This is a genomic window from Ruminococcus gauvreauii (assembly GCF_025151995.1).
In the GTDB taxonomy this organism is placed as follows: Bacteria; Bacillota; Clostridia; order Lachnospirales; family Lachnospiraceae; genus Ruminococcus_G; species Ruminococcus_G gauvreauii.
Genome location: NZ_CP102290.1, coordinates 3,619,399 through 3,639,981, shown reverse-complemented (window position 1 = coordinate 3,639,981; position 20,583 = coordinate 3,619,399). Strand labels below are relative to the sequence as shown.

General features: G+C 42.1%; 18 protein-coding genes. 3 read left to right on the top strand and 15 right to left on the bottom strand.

The window, feature by feature from the left end; genetic code table 11:
- Genes NQ502_RS17120 through NQ502_RS17100 form a run of 5 tightly spaced genes read right to left on the bottom strand, consistent with a single transcriptional unit; the run spans nt 1 to nt 4,544 of the window.
- Nucleotides 1-1,191, bottom strand: coding sequence for an ATP-grasp domain-containing protein (locus NQ502_RS17120; RefSeq protein ID WP_028529952.1), 1,191 nt, complete (start codon nt 1,189-1,191; stop codon nt 1-3).
- A 7-nt stretch (nt 1,192-1,198) separates the two neighbouring features.
- Entirely contained in the window at nt 1,199-1,849 is a 651-nt protein-coding gene (locus NQ502_RS17115) for a PIG-L deacetylase family protein (protein ID WP_028529951.1), read from the bottom strand.
- A 20-nt stretch (nt 1,850-1,869) separates the two neighbouring features.
- A complete protein-coding gene (locus NQ502_RS17110) occupies nt 1,870-2,751 on the bottom strand; it encodes a UDP-3-O-(3-hydroxymyristoyl)glucosamine N-acyltransferase (protein WP_169579933.1) in 882 nt (293 codons plus the stop codon).
- A 41-nt stretch (nt 2,752-2,792) separates the two neighbouring features.
- Nucleotides 2,793-4,046: a DegT/DnrJ/EryC1/StrS family aminotransferase gene (locus NQ502_RS17105; protein ID WP_242830298.1), complete on the bottom strand. Its 1,254-nt coding sequence runs from the start codon at nt 4,044-4,046 to the stop codon at nt 2,793-2,795.
- Between the two features lie 33 nt (nt 4,047-4,079).
- The gene (locus tag NQ502_RS17100; RefSeq protein ID WP_148511971.1) at nt 4,080-4,544 is read right to left on the bottom strand and encodes a hypothetical protein; all 465 of its coding nucleotides are present in this window, start codon (nt 4,542-4,544) and stop codon (nt 4,080-4,082) included.
- A 267-nt stretch (nt 4,545-4,811) separates the two neighbouring features.
- Between NQ502_RS17100 and NQ502_RS17095 the strand changes: the two genes are divergently transcribed.
- On the top strand, nt 4,812-5,762 hold the full coding sequence (locus tag NQ502_RS17095) for a tyrosine-type recombinase/integrase (protein ID WP_049898526.1): 951 nt from the start codon (nt 4,812-4,814) through the stop codon (nt 5,760-5,762).
- Between the two features lie 146 nt (nt 5,763-5,908).
- Here the strand turns inward: NQ502_RS17095 and NQ502_RS17090 are convergent, their stop codons facing one another.
- Together NQ502_RS17090 and NQ502_RS17085 are read right to left on the bottom strand one after the other, a co-directional pair.
- Nucleotides 5,909-7,108 (bottom strand): dCTP deaminase domain-containing protein, encoded by a 1,200-nt coding sequence (locus NQ502_RS17090; RefSeq protein ID WP_028530172.1) that lies wholly within the window; start codon nt 7,106-7,108, stop codon nt 5,909-5,911.
- An 18-nt stretch (nt 7,109-7,126) separates the two neighbouring features.
- Nucleotides 7,127-9,241: a cytidine/deoxycytidylate deaminase family protein gene (locus NQ502_RS17085; RefSeq protein ID WP_049898481.1), complete on the bottom strand. Its 2,115-nt coding sequence runs from the start codon at nt 9,239-9,241 to the stop codon at nt 7,127-7,129.
- A gap of 619 nt (nt 9,242-9,860) precedes the next feature.
- Here NQ502_RS17085 and NQ502_RS17080 point away from each other — a divergent pair.
- Both NQ502_RS17080 and NQ502_RS17075 read left to right on the top strand, forming a co-directional pair.
- Nucleotides 9,861-10,610 (top strand): hypothetical protein, encoded by a 750-nt coding sequence (locus NQ502_RS17080; RefSeq protein ID WP_028530171.1) that lies wholly within the window; start codon nt 9,861-9,863, stop codon nt 10,608-10,610.
- Nucleotides 10,611-10,637: 27 nt separating this feature from the next.
- Entirely contained in the window at nt 10,638-11,918 is a 1,281-nt protein-coding gene (locus tag NQ502_RS17075; RefSeq protein WP_028530170.1) for a hypothetical protein, read from the top strand.
- 371 nt (nt 11,919-12,289) lie between these two features.
- Here NQ502_RS17075 and NQ502_RS17070 read toward each other — a convergent pair whose 3' ends face one another.
- From NQ502_RS17070 to NQ502_RS17035, 8 genes are read right to left on the bottom strand one after another with little or no spacing between them, the layout of a single operon-like run.
- A complete protein-coding gene (locus tag NQ502_RS17070) occupies nt 12,290-13,696 on the bottom strand; it encodes an oligosaccharide flippase family protein (RefSeq protein ID WP_028530169.1) in 1,407 nt (468 codons plus the stop codon).
- A gap of 59 nt (nt 13,697-13,755) precedes the next feature.
- Entirely contained in the window at nt 13,756-14,934 is a 1,179-nt protein-coding gene (locus NQ502_RS17065; RefSeq protein ID WP_028530168.1) for a Coenzyme F420 hydrogenase/dehydrogenase, beta subunit C-terminal domain, read from the bottom strand.
- A 29-nt stretch (nt 14,935-14,963) separates the two neighbouring features.
- The gene (locus NQ502_RS17060; RefSeq protein ID WP_049898479.1) at nt 14,964-16,064 is read right to left on the bottom strand and encodes a polysaccharide pyruvyl transferase family protein; all 1,101 of its coding nucleotides are present in this window, start codon (nt 16,062-16,064) and stop codon (nt 14,964-14,966) included.
- The gene (locus tag NQ502_RS17055; protein ID WP_028530167.1) at nt 16,030-17,271 is read right to left on the bottom strand and encodes an O-antigen ligase family protein; all 1,242 of its coding nucleotides are present in this window, start codon (nt 17,269-17,271) and stop codon (nt 16,030-16,032) included. The genes NQ502_RS17060 and NQ502_RS17055 overlap by 35 nt, the downstream gene beginning before the upstream one ends.
- A 49-nt stretch (nt 17,272-17,320) precedes the next feature.
- Complete coding sequence (locus tag NQ502_RS17050; protein WP_028530166.1) at nt 17,321-17,728, bottom strand: adenylyltransferase/cytidyltransferase family protein; 408 nt, start codon at nt 17,726-17,728, stop codon at nt 17,321-17,323.
- Nucleotides 17,729-17,734: 6 nt separating this feature from the next.
- Entirely contained in the window at nt 17,735-18,802 is a 1,068-nt protein-coding gene (locus tag NQ502_RS17045) for a glycosyltransferase family 2 protein (RefSeq protein ID WP_083963516.1), read from the bottom strand.
- A 29-nt stretch (nt 18,803-18,831) separates the two neighbouring features.
- Nucleotides 18,832-19,686 (bottom strand): PI-PLC domain-containing protein, encoded by an 855-nt coding sequence (locus NQ502_RS17040; protein WP_028530165.1) that lies wholly within the window; start codon nt 19,684-19,686, stop codon nt 18,832-18,834.
- Between the two features lie 12 nt (nt 19,687-19,698).
- Entirely contained in the window at nt 19,699-20,559 is an 861-nt protein-coding gene (locus NQ502_RS17035; RefSeq protein ID WP_028530164.1) for a LicD family protein, read from the bottom strand.
- Nucleotides 20,560-20,583: the final 24 nt, after the last annotated feature.

The following is a 20,583-nucleotide window of genomic DNA, read 5'->3' as shown; positions in this document are numbered from 1 at the left end:
TCAGCCTTCCTCCCTCACAATAAACCTGATTTTTTTCATCGCCTGATCACACAGAGATACCGCCTGTTCCGGGCCGTCCGCCTGAGCGATCACATAACCCGCCCGATCCAGACTGCTGGTCAGAGGAGGTATCCTGTCGCCAATAGTCTTCAGGCATTCAGCCTTCACGATGCCTGGAATCTTCAAGGCTTCGTCCATACCCTCGATGCCCCTGATGATTCCCTCCCCGGCAGGAATGAACCGAATCGCACTTGCCCTGCGGAATCTGGGCGTCACATCGGGTCTCTCCCCGCAGGCCGCCTGAATCACCGCCTTCACAAAATCAACTCCCGTAGCCAGGGGAACCAGGTCCGTGGTAATAAAGTCTCCGCCGAGCCGTGCTCCCAGCTCCACCACCTTTGGCCCCTTCGAGGTCACGATGATCTCGACATGTCCCGGCCCTTCTGCTGCCCCAACGGCAAGCATTGCCTGTTCTGCCAGTCTTTTGATCTTCTCTGTGACCTCAGCGCCGAGCCGTGACTGTTCGCTGTGTCCCATCTCAATAAAATGCGGCGCGCCTGTCGTCAGCTTATCCGTTACAGCCAGCACCTTTGCCTCCCCCGAAAGCATCATCACCTCGACGCTCACTTCAGGCCCCGTCATATATTCCTCGACGATGATCCTTCCGTTCCGGGAGTGGCTGCGCGCATACGCAATCGCCCCCGGAGCGTCTTCACCGTTCTCAGCAAGCGATACCCCTCTGCTCCCGGAATTGTCCGCCGGCTTCACGACACACGGATACGGTATCTTTTCCACTATGGATGCAGCCGTATCCTCGGGGGCAAACGCACAGAACCACGGGCTGCTCACGCCGGCCCTTTTGAACGCCTCCATCATCTTTTCCTTATCCGTTGCGTTCATTGCCGCCTGAGGGGATATTCCGGGTAAATGGAGTTCTCTGCAGGCCTCTGCCACAGCCCGCATTGGCATATCCGTCTGAACCGTGGTAATACCGTCCGGTTTATAATCTTTTGCCGCTCTCACGACCGCAGCCGCATCAATCGTACTTGCGCGGTAGAATTTATCTGCATAAGGAATACCGACGGCCCTGTCGTTGTAATCTACGACCGCCAGCTCATATCCCAGCTCCTTCACTTTTCTGATCATCGGCATCTGCCCCGCAGAAGCTCCGAGTATCATGATTCTCTTCATAGCGCCTTCACCTCTTAACACTTCTCACCGTCATAAACGCCTCAGCCGCTTCCATGGAGCACTGGTTCCCCCAAAAGTGTGCCGCATGCTCCAACGCTTTCGCAGACCTGGGATGCGGGTACGCTCTCACCTCGCTGTGATAACTCAGGAATGCCTCGATCTTTTTCTCCAGTGTATCCGTGATGTCAATCCAGGTGTCCGGCGTAAAGGTCCTGGGGAATCCCCACTCTGTGCTGCTCGCCGTATAAAAGGCGTAAACGTCCTCGATCCAGCCGTCCAGAGGCCGAAAGGCCACATTGGCCGCCTGAAAGAGCAGCTGATGATCCATATTAATGTCTCCGCCATACTGGCAATACACAATATTCGGCTTGAACTCATCGGAGATCTTTTCCAGCGGGGTAATGATCTCAGTCAGCGTAACGGTATCCAACCGCTGGTCGGGAAACCCGATCTGCCGTATCTCTTTGACGCCAAGGATCTCTCCCGCCTGGCTGATCGCCGTCTTCTGTCCCATGTCTTTTTTGTAGCGCAGGGACTCCCCCTCGCACATGATGACTGACATGACCTCGTCCCCCTGGCTGGCGTGCCTCGCAGCCGTCCCGCCGACTCCAAGCAGTTCATCGTCAGGATGAGCCGCAACCACTAAAACCCTTTTCATACCAGTATCCTCCAGTCCGCTCATCTCGCGGGATTGCCCTTGACAACGGCACCGTCCGGGACTGGTTTCACAACTACCGCGCCCATGCCCACCAGCGCTTTTTCTCCTACGCTTACACCGTCGCGCACACAGCAATTGCCGGAGATATATGCCTGTTTCCCCGTGGTGGCGCTTCCGAACACGATACTTTCCCCCACGACAAACGTGTCTTCACCCAGCATCACGTTATGAGAAATGAAACAACTGTTATCTATTTTGCTGCCTCTTTTGATCACGGTATCATCGATTGCACCTCTCGCAACCACTGTCAGCGCGCCGATCTGCACGTCATCCTCGATAACCACGCCGCCAAACTGCGGCATCGTAACTGCCCGTCCCTCTTCGTCCCGGTTCGTCGATAATCCGTCTGCGCCGATAACGGCATTTTCGCGAATGACAACTTTATTTCCCACTTTTATCCTGCCGACTAATTTTGCTCCGCTTCCCACATAAACGTCATTTCCTAATTGAACCTCACCGCCGATATAAGCCCCCGGAAAGATCCTGCACCCCGATCCGATCACGGCTTTTGGGGAAATACAGGCCCCATTCACCAGATTGTATTCTTCGGTTTCCGGATAATATGTAATTCCGTTGTCCCGGAAAAACCTGCAGTATTCGGTTCTCGGATCAGCACACGCTGCCACGGCATGTCTCTCACTTATCTTTACGGGTACCTCGGCTTCTTCCGGCCAGAAAACCAAGCAGTTCGTGCAGACTTCCAGCGCGTTTACATATCCCATGTATTCTCTCGTTACGAACATAACCGCATGGTCTTTCGGAAAATACAAAGACGCGGGCCGGAAAACGTCAAATGATCTGCCGGGAGCATATTTCTTTACATTTATCTCAAAATACTTCATTCCATTTCTCTCATTTCTTCTGTGCAAAACATGTTCATCTTCTACAGTAACTCCGCGGCAGCTCTCTTCACTGCCCATGCCAGATAGTCTATATCCTCATCGCTCAGGCGCGTATGCATCGGCAGCGTGATCTCATTCCTGAACTGCTCATACGCATTGGGGTAATCCCTGATATCGAATCCAAGCGCCTGATATCCCGTATGCATCGGCAGCGGTTTGTAATGAACATTCGCCGCCACACCCAGCTGCGCCATCCTGACGATAAAATCATTGCGGATTTCCGGTTCTATGGCAGCCTGCCCCTTAAAGAGACGCAGGACATAGAGATGCCCGGACGACTGCCATTCTTCCGTATAATGTTTCACAGGTTCTGCACCGATATCACAAAACGCTCTATCCAGTCTTTCGATCATGATCTTCCTCCGGTTCAGCATACTGTCATAGCGTTTCATCTGACCGAGGCCGATTCCGGCATGCACATCCGTCATATTACACTTAAACCAGAGTCCTGCGATGTCGTATTCCCATGAGCCCGGTTTCGTCTTTGCCAGCGCGTCTCTGCTTTGTCCGTGAAGGCTCATCAGCATATAGGTGTGATAGAGCTCCTCATGATCAATTCCCGGAATGTCTCTCCACACAACTGCACCGCCTTCCGCAGTCGTCAGATTTTTTACGGCATGGAATGAAAAGCAGGTGAAGTCTGCAAGACTTCCCGCAGGCCTTCCTTTGTATGCCGCACCAAAAGAATGGGCCGCATCCGCCATCACAACGATGCGTCCAACCGCCTGCTGGATCCTGTTGTCGGACGGTCGAAATAAGCGTCTCTTCCGCTCCACAATCTCACCGATCCTGTCATAGTCACAGGGAATCCCGAAGAGATCCACGGGGATAATCATTTTTGTCTTTTCCGTAATTGCATCCTCGAGCTTTTCATAATCCATCGTGAATTTTCCGGGTTCGCAGTCGATCATCACGATACTGGCTCCCACGTGATCCACCACAGATGCAGTAGCCGTGTACGTATAAGCCGGGACGATCACTTCGTCTCCCGGGCCAATGCCCAGGATACGAAGCGTCATCTCAGCGCAGGCCGTATTCGAATTCAGGCAGACCGCCCTGGATGTACCGCATCGTTTTGCCGTCAGTCTTTCTAATTCTTTCGTCTTCGGTCCTGTAGTTATCCACCCGGAACGAAGCGTATCCACCACCTCATTTATCTCATCCTCCGTAATATCCGGAGGACTAAACGGGATATCACGCTTTACAAACTCGTCTTTCATCGCAGTACTTTCCATTTTCTCGTCTTCTTGCTGTTTCTTTTTATCGCCTTAACTTTTATGGATGATTTCCAGACCTGCCCGCATCGTATTATTCACATAGTGCAGCGGAACTTCCAGCCGCGCCATCCGTTTATGGCGGTCGATTTTTCTGATATAACACTCCAATCCCCGAAGCGGTCCCTCATCGATATGTGTGATTCCATCACAAATATGTCCTCTGGATAACTTAAGGTGATGGGAAGCGCCGCACAGCGAACGCAAAAACCGCTCTTCCTCCGGCAGCACTCGGAACAGTGCATGTGCGCCGTCCTCAGTGTCTGCAAATTCCAGGCAGCTTTTCAATTCTTCAGACAGGAGGCTGTCGTCGTTTGCCTCCAGAAATATGTAATTGGGAAACATGAGTGCATTTTCTGTATGCCACTGTCCCTGATAACGCTTCATGCAGTCAAATGTGAAGGTAAATACGTCCTGTATCCTACCATTCGTTATGTACGTTTGACCGGACTGCAACATATCGGACACTTCGCCTTGGGAACACCTGAGCGCATACCACATGAACAACACCTCCGTTTTCGCAGAATACCGAATTCTATGAAATCTAAATCATTATACCTCAGATAAATTAAGAATGCAACAGTAATATTGCAAATGCCAAATTGTTAAATCATCACAAAATTTCTGAATTATTCCCTATATTTTTGCAAAAATGTATAATAATAAGAATAAAGCAGTAATATAACTGCCAAACGAATCAAAAACGAAAGGGGCATACAACTAGTTATGACGACAGAAGAAATTTATTTTAATGATGTGGTTCTTTACTGGCTTCAGAGCGTAAAGGACAGGAATGCTTTGTCCACATACGTGAAGTACAGGCAGCTGAGCCAGAATCACATTTTCCCGTTTTTTTCAGAGATCGGGATTACACACATGACACCCCGGATGTTGGAACGCTTTCGCCTTCATTTATTAAATGACGGATATACGCAGGGCCCGGCAGTTTCCCCGGGAAACCTCAGGTGCATCATTATGATCATGAATCATACGCTGCAGCTGGCGCACAGCAAGAATCTGATCCCCGTGCCGCTCACGCTGTCCCTGAGACTGGGAAAGGCAAAGAATGTAGCCAGGGTATTTCTTCAGGAGGAACAGGTCAAACTGGAGAGTTATATCAAACAAAACATGAATTTGTCGACGTTTGGCATCTATCTGTGCCTGTATACGGGGCTTCGGCTGGGGGAACTGTGTTCTCTGCGCTGGTGTGATATTGACCTCGAAGGCAGTTACATTCATATCCGGCACACGGTTCAGCGGCTGCCTCTGGAGAATCTGAGTTCCGAAAAGAAGACAAATCTGATCATCTCAGAGCCGAAGAGTGTGTTTTCCATAAGGATGATTCCCATACCGGAGTTTTTGTACGGATCTATACAGACGCTGGCGGAAAATTATACGGGACTCGATTACGTCCTCACCGGCAGCCAGTGTCCCATGGAACCGCGCACGATGCAGTACCGCTATAAAAAATGTCTGCAGGAGGCAGACATCAGATACCTGAATTTCCATACGCTGCGCCATACGTTCGCCACACGGTGCATCATGGCGGGGATGGATCCCAAAACATTGAGTGAGATTCTGGGGCATTCCGATATCAAAATAACGTTGGAATATTATTTTCATTCCTCGCTGGAATTTAAGAAAAAACAGATGAACCTACTGACTGCGCTTTCATAGAATTCGGTATTCTGCGAAAAAAATACTATTGGCGGAAAATAGATATGAGAATTGACAGAAAAACAAAAAAGGTCATAGAAACCAGCGGCGTAATGACGTGGTTTCTATGACCTCTTTGTTTTATTTGCATTTTCATGATATTGGAGTCAAGCGGTATTTTGCCCCAGTATAAATCCCAAGAGCTGCCCCAGTATCATGGGAATTTCAGAAAGAATAAGTTTTTCAACCGTCATTTCCCCTTCTGTGGCAAACGTATGACTTAGCAAATACCACAGCAGCACGCTTACTAATATTCCGAGGACCGCACAGGTCGCGTAGACAATCCACCTTTTGCGCACAAACATGATCAGGCGCATTCTCTTACTGATACGATACCCGGCTATCTTTTTCTCCAGCGCATCCGTATAATACTTCCAGCGAATATTTTTATTCTCCACCCTGCAGCCGCCGATCAGCACCTGGACACTGAAGTATAATCGTTCCATATTCTCCTGAGAAGCCTCCTCCTCAGCCCTGGCTGCGTTTTCCCTGACCTGCTGAATCTGAGTAGCAAAAACGTATGAGGCGTTATGTATCACATCCTGGAATCCATAATTCAGGCACTTCATATCGCTCAGCAGTCCCTGGTTATCCTCCGATTGCTCGTATTTATGCAGCGCATCCCTGAGAAAATCCTGTAGTCTTTCATTGACTTCCGTGGATACATCCTGAATCGGCTTTTCGGGTGACATTTCTCTCGTGGATTCTATGATGTCATTAAGAATCCGGAAACTTTTATTATAAGTTCGTTTCATATAGCTTGATGTATTATAATACTGTCCGAGGATATCGACGCGGAATGCCCTGTTGTCATGCTCAATCTGCGCAAGTTCTGTGGCAAGATACTGAAAAATCACCGTCACAAAGCCCACGTCCTTCAGCCCTTTTCCTCCGTCGCTCTGAAGAACAAATTTCTTCTTTTTCGACGACGTATTGCTGACGGCAAACAGCAGAGAACCCTTCCAGCCAGGATCCAATGTTGTCGATACGTGCCCAAAACCCTGGGATACGGTTCGGACTCTTGAGTGAAAGGTTCCCATGATCCGCTTGCTGATGGATACATACTCTTTGCTCAGAACCAATACCGTGTCGTTCGGCGGAACCATGACATACTTCTCACTGTTTGTCGTCATCACTTCCAGCAGGATTTTCTTCCCAGTTGAAAATATAAAGTCGCTGGGTGTCAGATTATATCCCAGATCTGTCAGATTTTCTTTCCGGAAAGGAAGAATCTGAATCTCATTATTGATCACCTCACGTTTGATGTCTATGCTGGAGAGACAGCCGTACAGTCGTTCATCACACATAATTTCTTCCCCCTTTTCTCAACCCGCTCCGTTAAATGCCTGTTTTTGTTTCCTGCCTTTCCTCCGGTCAGGCTGATCATGATGTTTTTGCTTTTTCGGTTTTTTAAATGATACATTTCTCATCTCCAACTCGTCCTTGATCGGAAAGATGGGTGAGTAAAGCTGTGTATACGCGCGATGGCACGCGCCGGTAAAGAGTTCAACCTCCATCTGACCCTCGTCTGGACTGTCTGCATCCGGAAATCCCAGCACATGCTTCTCCGTAATACCGAAATAAGGCTCAACGTACACCATTCTCTTTATTCCGTAGTGCAGCGCTTTCTTGGCGCACAACTCGCAGGAACAGGACGTGGTGTAAAGCGTCCCACCCTCTGTCAGTCTCTGGTTACTGCTTTCCAGGGCGATCTCCTCCGCATGCTGGGACCTGGTATGTACCTGGTTTCTCGAACCAATAAAATCACAGTACAGGTCTTTAAAACAATATGTCATCGGCAACCCCTGAAGCCGCTTCCTGTATTCTTTTATCACGTCTTTATAGACATCCTTCCCGTCAACGCTGAAACAGCTGCTCAGATATCCTCGAAATTCTTCGTCCTCTCTTTCCAGTTCGCTGTATGCCATCTGATCATTTTTATTATAACAATCCTCAAAATTGCGGTATAAACAGGGAACGACCTCATTACACCTGTTGGCGGAAGGCTGGTTCCATCCTATCGATAAGATGTTTGACCTGTCGTCACACACCACCGCCCCAACCTGTCTCGAAACACATCCGGAATTTACTTTGGCCGTCTGCGCAATCTGCATGCACCGCTCGTCATCCGTCGGCTGAACCAGTCCTGGATGCATCATCAGGCAAACGTATTTGACAATGTTTTTTGTCAGTTCTTCTTTATTTTTGTTATTATTGATAAAAATATCCGCATTCTGAATACATGCCTCCACATCCTGCATATTAAACGTGTAGGTGGCGTTATCATACGCGTCTTTCCAGACGCCGTAAGGATAACTGCCGCAGGTGATGTCCTCGAAAAAACTGTACAGAGCATCTCCTGCAGAGGTCTTAGGAGTCCTTCCTCTCAGTTTGCAGTGCTCCTGATAAGCTTTTCTTGCCTCACTCGGCCGCTCACAGTAATCGATGATCCGCAGCTCTGGTTTTTCCAGATCAAAGTCCTTTGCCTGGAGAAACTCCTGGCGCTTATTCTCACTGACAGAGATGGCAAACAGATAGAATGCTGAATACCTGTCCCGCAGATAAATCGCTTCAAACAGGTTTTTGATACTGTCGATCACGATCCTGACAGGAGACGAATGTATTTCCTGTTTCTTTTGTTCCTCCTCACTTAATAAGAACCAGTCCTTTTTCCGATACATCTTGATAATATAGTTGATGCGCCTGGCAACACAAAAAATGGCTCCGGGCTCCTGTATATCCCTGTTCCCCGATGTGTCCAGCTCTCCAAAAGTTCTCACTATGTTTCCCACATTCTGATATGTCCGCGTATACAAAAAGTTGTCTTCGGAAATCAACAGCCTGCGGATCATATTGCTGATTTCCGGCAATACCATCGCGACAAAGCAAAAATGCCTGCTTGTGATATTGCTGGTTTTTATAATGTGATGATTGTCCTCCATCTTCCTCCAGAGGTCAATGTTCAGTTCTATCATTTTTTCAAAAGAATATCCTTTTTGAAATACCTTTTTCACTCTGCGGGAATTATCGCTGTCCAGCCATTTGCAATACTCACTTTTCAGCTTTTGAATCAGGTCCCCCTGCCTTCCTCCCGTCAATCTGGCTACCAGATTTGCAAATCCACCCAGATTTTCCAGCACGAACGAAGTCAGAACATCTCTGACCTTCACAATATCAAATGCCTGCCAATGCCCGGCCATTGCATAACGCTCAATGATCCTCTCCTGCCTCTGCTGATTCTGAAACCCCCTGTCCTTCATATGAGGCACAGGTGCAGCATGCGGTAAATTCAGCGAACGCGCATCCTTTGCAAAAATTTCGCTGGCCGATGTACAGCCTGACCCGATTCGACCGGTGAGTCCCACCACCAGAAAACTCTCGCGTTCTCTGAAAACTTCTTCGATCGCCTGTTCGCTGTATGCCCTTTTTCCTTTTTTCATCGTTGATCTTCCTCTCACATTTCTGTGCCGTTTTAACATAAAACAGATTCCGCAGAAATTTCCTGTGTAATAAAAGAAGCCCGTTCCGGCGCCGCACCACCAGAAAACAGGCTTGTAATTAATACTATGATTGGTTGTCTCACTGCTTATGCCACTTCTCTCTCATGCTACAAACCACACGAATCATAAAACGGCTTTGTTAATATAAGGATAACTGTTTTTTTGCAAAATTTCAACTGCTATTTGTATATTTAAACAATTTATTGTAACAGTTCAGGACGGCGGGGAAATTGGTACAAAAGTAGCGTCAAGCTTGCTTGTAAGCCGCTTTTGGCACCAATTTCCACATCGGATGAACATCCGATGCTTCTTGACCGGTTTTCCGGTCAAGAAGATGCGCCACTCCTGAACAGTTACAATTTAGTATTCTTCATATTTTTCATCACCCAGTCATCCCAGAGTCAATTATCGTTCAATCTTATTTTGCGGATAAATTTTATAGATTTCCGTTCATGTTTTTGACAAATTTCTATTATTTCATGTGATATATTTTAATTATCAGATTTTTATGTTTTATGAAACCCACAAACACTATACAAAAATGAAAGAAGGGAAGCTTATGTTACATAATGGATTATCTCAGGAGGAGAGGGTACGTTTTATCGAAAATCTGGAGCTTTGTGACACGCCGGAAGCTCTGCGCTCTGTCTGTGAGGGCGCCGGTGATTCCTCCGCCAGCGTGGATGCCGGAACTGTCGCCTCCTTTGTCAACAACGTGAGCGGTCAGTCTAAATCTGACGTACTCAATTCCATGCTGCTGGCACAGTTGGCAGCCACCAAACAGCATGACCCCGAAAATGACCCTGTCAACTGGTATGCGTTCTACAAAACAGTGCTGGGCAATATCGGATGGGTCATTGAAAGCTTCGGTTTTAACAAATTTGAGGCAAGCTCTGCCACGATCGATCTCGGTGATGTCATCATCAACCTGGTGGCTGCCATCGCCACAGACAATGAACTGAAGGCAATCATGGCCGCCATCAAGGCGCTCCGCGCGCTCGCGCGCACATCCAGCCCCGGCAGGATCTTTGATACCTCCTCCCACTCCTCCTCCGCCGGAAATTTCCGCATAGCGGCATGTGCGGAGCATGCGGGCGGCGTGTCTACCACTATTTCCAGTTCCTATTTTTCATCCACGGAGACTGTGACCAGCATTTTCTGGTCAAAATTCAGCTCAAGTGACATGCAATTGTATTATTCCACGCAGACGATTCACCTGAACCAGGATATTTATAAGACGGTAAGGCAGCAGGTCATCAACAAATTGGGGGATCGTGCTTCTCAATACATTGCTGAACTGGAGATTTAAACTCTGTCTCAAAAGGAGCGTGATACCATGGAGCCATACCAATACCCAATCGTTCCCGGAAGCAGCCGCTGGAACCTTCTGAACACGCAGGAGGAGAAACTGCAGGCCTGCCAGATCCCACGGGAACAATTCACAGCATTTACTACTGAGGAACTGCTGGAAGCCGTGCTGGACTATCCGATGCTCCCCATTCTCTACGCGTACTCCAGCATCGGGGAAGGCATCTCCTATCTGCGAAAGAATTTTGATGCCCTGGAAGAGTTCTATCAGAGACCGGATGCCCCTTCAGCAGCTCTGGACAGATACCTGAAGCAGACGGAAACAAAAGCCGATCCACCCGACAGTGACACAGGGTGGAAGCGCAAAAGCCTTCTGGTCCTGCTCACCCACAGAGAACTTGCATCCCGTCTGACTCAGAAAGAACGCTCGATGCTTGCATCTGTGCTGGATGAAAAGCCTTCTGAGGCAGCTGTACCAAAGCTGTACACTCCGGGCGGCAACCTGGTCTATGACGTTTTCCAGCTTGGCGAAAGGCTTAGCCCACAGGAAAAAATCCAGTATAGATCTGACTATCAACGGATATATTCCAAGGCTATCTACCAATCCGAGGCAACCACGAATTATAACTGCCACTCCTATGGCTGGTATCGTCAGAATACCCAGATGAATCTATTCTGGCTGAATGAAGCAGACGAATATCTGGCGGATTTCGACGCCTATCAATCCGTTTCCAAAGCGAATCTGAGGGCAGGAGACATCGTGTATTACCATGACCCGCCGGACGGTCACCATACAGCACTTGTGGTATCAGCAGGTCCGCCCTTGATGCTCATCTCCAAATGGGGAAGGGCGCCGCTTTTTGAACATAGGTTGGAGGATTCTCCCTACAGCACCAGAGATCTGGAATACTACCGCCTGAAGCTGAAAACAGGAAGCTTCTGTTTTCGGAACCTCTGGGGCAGCCAGCTTGACAGCGTCACCCTCCGTCACCGGCGCGGAAACGAAGAAAAACTGACAAGCACGGTAAGCCTTACGGACGTCCCTGACACCTTTTCCATGAAGCATCTGGGAAACTTTTACTATCAGAATGGCCTGGGAGCAAGATGGGATTACTGGTGGGTGGAATTTACCTCCGGTGGCCGGCGCTACACTGTGAAAAATAATTTTTACTGCAACATTACCGACGAGGATGACGGCGATGTGTTTATCACTATTGACGGCACGGATCAGAAACTGCACGTCAGCTTCTCGCGCTCCAGCGGCGACAGCACCAGGATAACAGCGCAGACCACCGAAGAATCAAGTTGACATTTGCCGAATGCCGCATGTAAATCTGTGTTAAACAACACCTCTCTATTTCGTGTTAATCTAATCATTTTAATTTTACAGGCAGCATGATGTAAAAGCCTCATGCTGCCTGATCTATTTAATCCTTCCGCCACACCATCTTATTTACAACCCCAGTATAGCTCTGGATGAGAATCTTCAGGATGTGGCACCGAGAACGGAATACGTTTAGAAAATCCTGTACTTTGCGCACATAGGTACCGCGATATTGAGATGGCGTCTTGGAAAATCTGGCACTTACCTAATGTGGCTGTATATTAATTTTTCTATTTACACAAAACTTGAACTTCACTTATACTACTCAGAAACAATCTAAGTATAAAACAATTTAACTATTGCATTATTTTGGCTCTCATTGTTTTGAAAATTTTCCAAACAATTTCTTTATTATTAAAATATCCCCAAACACAGACCAAGATTAACACAAACAACATCAATATATGATTGTTAACAAAATAAACCACTCCAACGATAGCAAACATAACCAGTAATTGAAGTGTGAACCTTAATGGCAATCTGATTTTGATCATTCGTTCTGATACTTTCATTCGTGCGAAGAGTATTACCAAATATGATATAAGTGTGGAAACAGATGCCGCATATAAACCAATAACATTGATTAAACATAAATTTACAATTAAATTTACAACTGCTCCCAGAATTGTAGTAATACCCGTCGTTTTTGAATCCTTGAATCCAATAAACATTCCTCCATACATTGAGCACATAGAATTAACAAATACTGCAAGCAACAGGATAAAAATATGAGGATAGGCACCCCTGTAATTTATACCTATTAAAATTTCAAACAGTAATGACGAACAACAAATTATTCCCAATACAAGAAAAGAAAACAATCTGTATGATGATTCCATCATTCTATTTAAATAGCCATCTCTATCTTTATCTTTCATTGAAATAGTAACATTTTCTGTCCATGCCAAGTTGAAAATCGTATAAATAGTTGTATAAATTGCAGGCAACTTATTTGCAGCAGCATAAATACCATTAAATGTATTGCCAAGAAACACTAGTATTAAAACCCTGTCAGACATATTAGCAACCCACCATGAAACAGCAGTAGGTACAAGCGGAATTGAATAAGAAAGCATCTCCTTTAATTTGCAGATATCAACGGAGTTAAGCTGAATTTTTTTCCAGAGTTTCTCATATAAAAATACACTGATGCCACCAAAAAGATTCGAAACAAACAGCGCAATAAGGATAGCTTCTCCACCAAAATGAAATACTAAAATAAGCAAGATATTCGTAATTAATGCAACCACTGTTATTGCCGTGCTTACTACTGAATACATGCCGTTATGACCATATCCCCTAAGTACGTTAAGCATAATATTGGCAAACGAATTCACCCAATATGCGGCAATGAGCAATAAAACATGTGGTATTGGCCAAAATATATTTAAAATAACAATAGCAATAGTAAAAACTACAGATCCTGCCAAATAAACTAACATACCGGAGGACAAATATTCAATCTGTTTATTTTCAGAATTTCTATATTCAATTAAATACCGAAATATTGCAGCATCAATTTGCAATGTGACAATATATAGCGATAATGAAATTACTGTTTGTAAGACATCTATCGTTCCGTAGTCCTCGGGAAGCAAAACAGATGTATACAAAGGCAACAATAAAAATGTAAATAATTTAGCACTTAGTTTACCTATTGCCAATATACCCGTGTTTTTTACAAGTTCTTTTTCTCTACTCATTATATTAAAAATCTTTCTTCTTTTTGAAATAACAATACATTTTACGTAATTACCATTACCTATCTATGACGTAGTTTCCAAATTAAATTGTAAATAGGTATATATATTCCCAATTTGTAAAGTAAGCGTCTGATTTCGCCATGTGAAATCTCTGGCATATTTTCCGACAAATTTTCTGAAATATTCAAAGTGTACAAGGAGCTAAAAAAAAATTCACTTTTATTATTTCTTGAATGTTTTTCGACTAAAGGTGGATTCACTTTGATTACATTATCTAAATTCTCCAACTCCACCTTCAACAATGATTTTATATCCGAGAATATTTTTTCCCCCTTTATAGTCAATGGAATAATCACAGACGAACCCATGTTTTTACATTCCTTTATCATTTTTTTATTAATCCCCCAATGGTCTCCTATAATGATATCCGTATCTAAAGAATTAATTTTAAATGAGCATTCAAAACACGCCTCGCAAATTGTCAAACCCTTTACGTAATTTGCTCCATAAATATTTTGCATAAGAACTTCATGTATATTATTTCCATTTTGGAAATTATACTGCATATTAGCTACAAGCCAGCCCTTAGACTTACTACGATGATTAACATGTATTAGTTTACTTTTTTCTTTTTTTTCTAAATCCTCTTTATATAAACGCCAAACCTCCGGTGAAGGACATCCCCCGCATATTAGGGAAACGCTTAAAATATTATCTGTGTCTTTTATACATCTTTTCAATGCCGTAACCTGACAAGGCAGACCACAAAACAATACTTTTCTTGTTTTTGAAATCTTTTTAATTTCTTTAAAGCAATCTCCAAGATCACTTTGAACATATTTTGAGCCACGCATTTTCTCAACCATAGTTAGATCATCTGTACATATATGCCTTGCAACAAATTCATTGTCCCAAATACATCCGCAAACCACGCCGCCATTATGTATGATATTTTTTGCCAGCTCATAAAAAACACCGCCCGAGGTACTTTTTATCCTATTTGACTCTTCTAAAACATAGGTTGCATAGCATTTTAACTCAGATAATTCTCTCTCCATTGTCGGTTTATTTACAACTGGGCATACTTTTTCGCATAATCCACATTCTATACATTTTTCAGTGTCAATATATGAAATATAAAATCCTTTTTCAGATTGTTTCATTTGTACGGCTTCATGTGAACATGTTGAATAACATGCCGTACACCCCATACACAAGTTCTTATCAAAATCAAGCATAATCGTACTCCTACATTTTTATATTGCCATCACCCTATAATTGCATTTTTTAGCCACTGATACGATTTATCTCTAAGCTGCCGCATTCTGAAATTGACTTGATCATAATCTATCATATGCATTACCTCTTTCGGCTCAGCATCTATTAGTTGTTCCAACTCCATATTATTTAAAAGATTCTTTACTCTTTCTGGATTTTTCATATTAAGAATAGGGATAAAGTTTTTATTTAAATTCAAAGAAAAAGCAACTCCATGAAAAGAATTTGTAATAATAAGTTCTGCATTATCTATAAGCCTAAGAAACTCTCCAACTGTAGGGGCTTGAATTACTTGATCAACACCTTTTATCTTCTTAGAGTGAGCCTGAATATTCCAAATGGGCAAATTAAGTTCTTTTGCATATTTTTTAACATCCTCCATATACTTTGAAATGCCATTCCAAACAAAGAAACATAAAATATATTTCGGACCATCCTTTTTCTTACAACTAAGCTCATCAGGAAAACATGCTTCCCAATCAGCCCGGCTCAACAGTAATGTTGGATCACTGACAACTTGGATCTTTTTGTTCGTTAAACCTTGCAATTGCTTTTTAGCATGTTCCTCTCGAACACTAATTGCGGTAAAATTTTTTAAATAACCAGAGAAAAGAACCTTCTCTCTATCATTTATTTCATAGCTTCCCATGCTCGCGGCGTAGGATACTCTTCTTTTAGCCTTGCCGAAATCCAACAAGAAAAATGGATCTATTTCTCCCATAATTTCCGGATTCCAAATTTGATCGCTTCCGCATACCAAAACATCATAACGTAAGTCCCTCAATTCGAAAACAGAATAATACTTTTTTGTAACGCATCCGTATAAAGAATCTAATTTTGTCGAATCCCGATACGGATTTTTTTTCATGTTATATAGATACATTCTCGTATAAAAATTAGTATACTGCTTTATTTTTTTCAAAAATGAAACATTTTTTGTTTTCAATTCTGTTTGCTCATAAATGTTTTCATAATTTATTATTTTAACATCGTTACTAAAGTTTCGGCACAGCTTAACCATAGCCATCGCCTGAAGATATGCGCCATAACTGAATTTAGCATGATGAATCGTTGCTATACCTATCTTCATAATACATCTTCCTCCCACGTTTATCTTGCTTATATAACAACGTCAGTATGTCATTTGTCTCTCTGCATTTTTTATAAATATATCTACAAATTATCATTGGCATCCAAAATGTGGCACACTCATAACCATTAACAAAAATCAATGGCACAAAAAAGCAAATCATAAATCCGGCCATAAACACACCATTCCCCCTGTTCACTTTTCTGTGTTCCAAAAAAATCCACAGAACAATAAAAGCTCCGATCAAGCCCTGTCCAACTAAAATATCAATAAAACAGTTATGTGTTTTCCATCGAGTATCCAGCAGAGAATAATAAGACCCCGATTCAACCCCACTTCCAATGACCGGTTTTGCAAAAAATCCATTCATTGCATATGTCCATATCGTAACTCTGGAATTACTTGTATAATTATCAAAATCCATAGTTCTTGCAAAAATGGCACTTTTTGACACTATTACATAGAGAACTATCCCACCAATGATCAGCGCAGTAATAATTAATGGTTTGTTCATTTTATGCTCAGAATCAAAAACCATTTTAATAAATATAATACTCATGGTAAGCATCATTGCCATGAAACATGCTCGTGAACCAGCAATAAACATAGCAACAAAAATAATTGCTGCCTTCATTAATAAATTTCTGCGTCTTGCAAATAGTCCTACATACAAATGATAAGCGAATGTCGGGAGTATAAATGCAGATAAATAATTTACATCTTTTGCAATTCCAAAATACTGAATAGTAACTCTTATATTACTGGCATTAAACACCTGTATTCCTACAGAAAATATGTAATTAAAGATAAGTATCACGCATAATAAAAAACCGAAATTCACATAAAACTTCAGAATTGCATTAAACATGTCATGCGACAAAACAACACTAGAAATAATCACATAGGAAAGTATACAAAACTCTAAATTTATAAATGTTGATTGATTTAATTCAATTTTAGAAAGATATGTGGATAACGCAGCTGAAATCCCAAGAAAAACCACTAATAAATTTAGCTTTCCTTGCAAGTGCTTTTTCATAAAAAGACTTGCACCAAGCAAAAGGAAACTTGGAAACCAAACAAAGGAAAGTCCGGCTAAATATGTATTTCCATTAAATACCGTCATGATAATCATCAAATAAATACTTGCCAGAAACAATGTTTCATTTGCTTTTCTTCTTTTAATTGTTAACCATGCATGATTCATCCCCGTACTCCTAAACATTCATTTAAAACATTCTCATTGTGCATATAAATTATTTCAAACTTTCCAATTGCTTCTTAATCTGTGATGAGCAAATTCCTGGTGTTCTGGGCAGCCGAACAACTCCTTTTCCATTTTCCTCACACCATTTTACTGCGCGCTGGAATCCTGCATGGTTCTGATCTCCCCCAATCGCAAATATATCAAAGTCAGTCTCTGGTAATGTTTTATCAACTTCTTCATAAATCATTACCTCGTCCACTACTTTTAAAGCACTGACCATATGTAATCTCTGTTCCGTAGTATACAAAACATTAGCATCCGGTTTTGTCTTTAAAATACAACCTCCGTCCTGAACGGCAACAATCAGATAATCGCCAAGTTTTTTAGCATTCTCAAACACTCTGAGATGTCCAAGGTGAAAATAATCAAACACTCCCACGGTAATAACTTTTTTCATATTATTTTATTTCCTCTCACACATTTTTTTCCCGTGCTTCCTGTTATATATATTTCTGGAGAAGTTCATAAGACCATATAGTTTAAATTTCAACAGCCAAAATTTAATCTTACTATTTCTGTTTAAATCGCTGGATTTAATGTGCCTGTAAATATCTTTATATGGTGATTTTCCAAAGAAATCTATACTATCTTTCCAGCGTTTAAATAACCCATCCGGATTTTTGTCATTAAAGAATTTCTGGCTTACACATCTCTGCATTGCTATAAACACCCTTAAATACAGAGTATCTACAAATGATTCTTGCTTTTGATATTTTTTAGCAAACTGAAATATCTTTTTAACATATATATCCTGTTCTTGGTCAGCATTTTTTCTAAACCCGTTAACCATGCCTCCTTCTGTATCGCGGTAATGATATACTGACTGAGAAACATATTCAACTAAGTCAGCTTGTTCTACTGCGTATAGAAAATAAATACTGTCTTCACCATATGGAACAATAGTAAAATATAGATCATTTAAACGTATAAAATCTATATTAAATACCTTTGCCCATCCGGAACCAATAAAAAGTTGATCTCCATTGTTACGAGTTGGTACAAGACAGCACTCTTTCTGCAATTCTTCACGTTCACTATAGGAAACAAATCTTTTTCCGTCCTCATAATAGGGGGTACAGGCAACCTGTTGCTGCGCATAATTTCTATAGCCATTATAAATATAGAAATCCGCTAGCTCTTTCTGACTTTTAATTCTTCTCAAAAAAGATTCTACAAAGTTTTTATCAACCCAATCATCACCGTCTACATAAGTAATCCATTTAGACTGGCATGCTTTCGTTCCCGCATTTCTGGCATCAGATAAACCACCGTTCTTTTTGTGAATCACTTTTATTCGTTCATCCTTTAGAGCATTTTCATCGCACAGTTTCCCACAATCATCAGGTGAACCATCATCAACAAGAATAAGTTCAATATTTTTATGCGTCTGTCCGATAATACTGTCTATACAATTTTGAAGCAAATCATATGGTACCTTATATACCGGCACAACAAAGCAGAAATCCATCATTTTAATCTCCTCTTACTCACATTTAAATATCAACGATACCTTAATTTGATATACACTTTTATAAATATTCTTTTAAGATAAGACATTATATAAAGTGGATACTGGTATATAATCCTGGCACCATCATACCTCTGGGCAATAATGTTGACACTCACACCTGCTCTTTTCAGCCTCATATCAAGTGTGTTATCTTTTGTCCTTGAGAAAACTGTTATTCCATTTTTCGAAAAATTTACTATTTCCCCGGGATGCTTTAATGTACAGTACCAAGGATACGAAATAAATCGAATATTTTTTGACAACAGCTCCTGAGGTGTTACTGTAGTCTTATCATCCTCATTCTTTTCAAATCGCACACATGCTATGATATTGGCCCTCGCTGTTACATTTCGAATGCCCGTAACCATTTCCTTATTATACGATTCAATCAAAAGTCTATCCCAGATTTCCACATTATTTCCAATATAATGCGATAAATTTTCTACAAACATAGCTGTCTCTTCACTCGTAAAGAGTCCAAACAAATCCAGCATCACGACCATATCGTTATATTTAATTAGCAGTTCAATAATTAGTCTCAAAGATAATGGCTTTAATCCTTTTGTAGATATTGAAAATAACTTGTGTCCCATAAACCATTTAGAAGTACACTTCTCTGGCAAATCAAAAATTTCCAACCTTCGCAAATCTTTTCTGTTAAGGTGGTGGGCCAGAGCTACATACTCACTATCAGACGTCTTAGCCATATCAATCTCAAAAATACGGACACCTTTTCGGTACCAATAAATCAAGGCATCTTCTGTATTCGTCTGCCGAAGTCCTTTATATGCACCATTTCCGTGCATAGCATACTGATATGTATCTTTTATCTTTAATAAATTCATAGTCTAGTCTCTCTAGTTGTACCACTTTATACAACTATCAGGAGAATCCATCATATTAACAGGATGCTCCGGCTTTCTTTTTTCCTCTGGCAATAACTTAGTGTAGTCTCCATACATTTCTTTTAGAAATGTATCGGCATTCTTAATTGCCATTAACCTTTCACCACGAAAAAGTACATCTACATATCCGGAGTTATAACTTTCAATATTAAATCTTCTACTTGTTTCATACATCCTCGATGTATATCTAGTATACAATCCTGATGATTGATGATCCTTGATGGCTACAGTCCTATCATTTAATTCAAAAATATCTCGCTTTCCAATTACAAGTATTGCAATCACTCTTAAAACTGATTCCACAATTTGGCGTAATATTTTATAGAATCCGTTTAACTTATCATGCCTGACATTTCTAACATTACTATTATTAAAGTATGTACGTAGAAATTGCGTCTTAAACTTTTTCCACATAAATACAATAGAACTTTTAGGCATATCTTCATTGATGAACAAATCAATGTACACCTTTTTAATATCAAATCCTGGTGCGGTAATCCGATCTAAAAAATGAATCTTTAATAAGCGTACTGAGGAATCTTTTTGTATCGCTTTACGAATTTTATCATATTCCCCTCGAGTTACCATTACATCTGCATCGTCATCCCAAGGAATAAAATCTCCATGTCTGAAAGCTCCTAACAGAGTCCCATCAGCAAGAGAATAATAAATTTTATTTTTTCTGCAAAATGTATCAAAGATAAGCAATAATTCTAGCATTTCATCATGCGTTTCTTTTAACCTAAATTTTTCCTCATAATACCTCATTTCACTATAAGGGTGAGGAATATTTATATTAGCCACCGCAGACATTTCGTATTCTCCTCATTAATAAAT

What these genes read in the sequence shown, in the direction of transcription:
- NQ502_RS17040 (WP_028530165.1), bottom strand. Translation starts at nt 19,686, where the DNA reads ATGAATTTATTAAAGATAAAAGATACATATCAGTATGCTATGCACGGA.
- NQ502_RS17050 (WP_028530166.1), bottom strand. Translation starts at nt 17,728, where the DNA reads ATGAAAAAAGTTATTACCGTGGGAGTGTTTGATTATTTTCACCTTGGA.
- NQ502_RS17110 (WP_169579933.1), bottom strand. Translation starts at nt 2,751, where the DNA reads ATGAAGTATTTTGAGATAAATGTAAAGAAATATGCTCCCGGCAGATCA.
- NQ502_RS17055 (WP_028530167.1), bottom strand. Translation starts at nt 17,271, where the DNA reads ATGAATCATGCATGGTTAACAATTAAAAGAAGAAAAGCAAATGAAACA.
- NQ502_RS17115 (WP_028529951.1), bottom strand. Translation starts at nt 1,849, where the DNA reads ATGAAAAGGGTTTTAGTGGTTGCGGCTCATCCTGACGATGAACTGCTT.
- NQ502_RS17060 (WP_049898479.1), bottom strand. Translation starts at nt 16,064, where the DNA reads ATGAAGATAGGTATAGCAACGATTCATCATGCTAAATTCAGTTATGGC.
- NQ502_RS17095 (WP_049898526.1), top strand. Translation starts at nt 4,812, where the DNA reads ATGACGACAGAAGAAATTTATTTTAATGATGTGGTTCTTTACTGGCTT.
- NQ502_RS17100 (WP_148511971.1), bottom strand. Translation starts at nt 4,544, where the DNA reads ATGTTGCAGTCCGGTCAAACGTACATAACGAATGGTAGGATACAGGAC.
- NQ502_RS17035 (WP_028530164.1), bottom strand. Translation starts at nt 20,559, where the DNA reads ATGTCTGCGGTGGCTAATATAAATATTCCTCACCCTTATAGTGAAATG.
- NQ502_RS17070 (WP_028530169.1), bottom strand. Translation starts at nt 13,696, where the DNA reads ATGAGTAGAGAAAAAGAACTTGTAAAAAACACGGGTATATTGGCAATA.
- NQ502_RS17085 (WP_049898481.1), bottom strand. Translation starts at nt 9,241, where the DNA reads ATGAAAAAAGGAAAAAGGGCATACAGCGAACAGGCGATCGAAGAAGTT.
- NQ502_RS17080 (WP_028530171.1), top strand. Translation starts at nt 9,861, where the DNA reads ATGTTACATAATGGATTATCTCAGGAGGAGAGGGTACGTTTTATCGAA.
- NQ502_RS17045 (WP_083963516.1), bottom strand. Translation starts at nt 18,802, where the DNA reads ATGATGGATTTCTGCTTTGTTGTGCCGGTATATAAGGTACCATATGAT.
- NQ502_RS17105 (WP_242830298.1), bottom strand. Translation starts at nt 4,046, where the DNA reads ATGGAAAGTACTGCGATGAAAGACGAGTTTGTAAAGCGTGATATCCCG.
- NQ502_RS17090 (WP_028530172.1), bottom strand. Translation starts at nt 7,108, where the DNA reads ATGTGTGATGAACGACTGTACGGCTGTCTCTCCAGCATAGACATCAAA.
- NQ502_RS17075 (WP_028530170.1), top strand. Translation starts at nt 10,638, where the DNA reads ATGGAGCCATACCAATACCCAATCGTTCCCGGAAGCAGCCGCTGGAAC.
- NQ502_RS17120 (WP_028529952.1), bottom strand. Translation starts at nt 1,191, where the DNA reads ATGAAGAGAATCATGATACTCGGAGCTTCTGCGGGGCAGATGCCGATG.
- NQ502_RS17065 (WP_028530168.1), bottom strand. Translation starts at nt 14,934, where the DNA reads ATGCTTGATTTTGATAAGAACTTGTGTATGGGGTGTACGGCATGTTAT.